Source organism: Aphanizomenon sp. UHCC 0183 (assembly GCF_009712065.1).
GTDB lineage: Bacteria > Cyanobacteriota > Cyanobacteriia > Cyanobacteriales > Nostocaceae > Dolichospermum > Dolichospermum heterosporum.
On the sequence record NZ_VILC01000182.1, the window covers coordinates 1 to 2,101 of the forward strand.

The 2,101-nt window shown below is 31.6% G+C and carries 1 protein-coding gene; it reads left to right on the plus strand.

Annotated features, from left to right (window positions below):
* The first annotated feature begins 135 nt into the window (after window positions 1-135).
* Window positions 136-1,803 carry an IS1634 family transposase gene (locus tag FJR37_RS26160; protein WP_168467521.1) on the plus strand — a complete coding sequence of 556 codons (1,668 nt, stop codon included), beginning with the start codon at window positions 136-138 and terminating at the stop codon, window positions 1,801-1,803.
* The last annotated feature ends 298 nt before the right edge of the window (window positions 1,804-2,101 follow it).

Below are 2,101 nucleotides of genomic sequence, written 5' to 3' on the forward strand. Positions count from 1 at the left end.
CCCACATTCCGCAGATACTAAAGCAAATTTAGGAATTAAAAATTTAGAGAAAGTAAAGCCTGAAAAGATTGCCGAGCAAAGATTTCAGGCTTTTATTTGTTAAAATAGTGTAATCAAATAGAGAGGGGGGAAACCATGAAAGAGTCAAAAAAAGCCATGGAAATCCTAAATATAGACCATTTAGGAATAGTAGCGGGAATAATAGACGAGATGGAATTAGTAGAAGAAGTGAATAAAATAGTTGGAATAAAAACAAAAGAAACCCTCAACCCAGGACAAGTAATAAAAGCAATGATCTTAAATGGATTGGGCTTTTTAAGCGCCCCATTATATCTATTTGAGGAATTTTTTGTAGGAAAACCAACAGAACATTTAATAGGAGAAGGAGTATTACCATCACATTTAAACGATGACAAACTAGGAAGAGAACTAGACAAATATCATCAAATAGGAACAACAAAAATATTTACAGCAGTAGCCATAAAAGCAGCCCATAAATTCCAAGTAGAAATGGATAGTATTCATTTAGATGGGACTTCAATGAGTGTAGAAGGAGAGTACAAAAAAGAAAGCGAAGAAAGAGATGAAACAAAGCAAGAAACAGGAGAGAATAAAATAGAAAGAGAACCAGAGATGAAAGGAATAGAAATAGTTCATGGATACTCAAGAGATAAAAGACCAGACCTCAAACAATTTATCATAGATATGATAGTAACAGGAGATGGAGATATCCCATTATATTTAAAAGTAGACTCAGGAAACGTAGATGATAAAAGTGTATTCGTAGAAAGATTAAAAGAATTTAAAAAACAATGGACATTTGAGGGCATAAGTGTAGCAGATAGTGCCTTATATACAGCAGAAAACTTAGCAGCAATGAGAGAATTGAAATGGATAACAAGAGTACCACTAAGTATCAAGGAAGCAAAAAATAAAATCGTAGATATAAAAGAATCAGAATGGAAAGATAGTCAAATATCAGGCTATAAAATAGCAGCCAAAGAATCAGAATATGCAGACATAAAACAAAGATGGATAATCGTCGAAAGTGAATTAAGAAAAAAATCAAGTATCCAACAGGTAGAAAAACAAGTCAAAAAACAAGAATCAAAAGCAAAAGCCGCACTCAGTCAACTATCCAGGCAAGAATTTGCTTGTCAAGCAGACGCAAAAGTAGCAATAGAAAAGCTATCAAAATCCTGGAAATATCACCAAATAAAAGAAATTGAGTATTTAAAAAAATCTGAATATAAAACAGCAGGTAGACCAAGTAAATTGACCGAACCAAGTCAAATAAAATATCAAGTTAAAAGTCAAATAGAAACGAGAGAAGAAGTAATAGAAACTGAAAAAATTAAAGCAGGGAGATTTATATTAGCAACAAATATCTTAGATAAAAATGAATTGAGTGATGAGCAAGTATTAGAAGAATATAAATCCCAACAATCTAACGAAAGAGGATTTAGATTTTTGAAAGACCCCTTGTTTTTTACATCCAGCGTATTTGTCAAAACTCCTGAAAGAGTAGAAGCAATAGCAATGATTATGGGATTGTGTTTGTTAGTCTATAATCTTGCACAAAGAAAGTTAAGGCAAGAATTAGCTAAATTCGATGACGGGATTAGAAATCAAGTCAATAAAATCACAAATAAACCGACAATGAGGTGGGTATTTCAGATGTTTCAAGCTGTACATTTGGTAGTCATAAATGGACAAAAACAAATGAGCAATTTTACAGAGGAACGTGAAAAGATTGTCAGGTATTTAGGAAAGAGTTGTAGTAAATATTATCTAATTATTTGATGTGGTTTATTTGAACAAAAAGATGTAGATAGTTCAAGGGTAAAATTAGTAAATAGAAATTTTTAGCGAGGATGTAAATATTCTTAGCTGTAATTGTCATGTTTATTTTACCCGAAATTACTAATTCAATATAGAGAGAGAATATATTTTAAAACCTCGTAAAATGAAGTTACTTAATATGTTCTATTTTTTGGCAAATAAAGTTAAACTCAACCAGAAAATTAGGTAGATAAAATTTTCCTGGCTGAAATTTTTCAAAAATCCCAATAATCTAGGTCACATCTGCGGAATGTGGGTT

Bases quoted from the DNA above. Each gene is read 5' to 3' on its own strand.
- FJR37_RS26160 (WP_168467521.1), top strand. From the start codon at position 136: ATGAAAGAGTCAAAAAAAGCCATGGAAATCCTAAATATAGACCATTTA.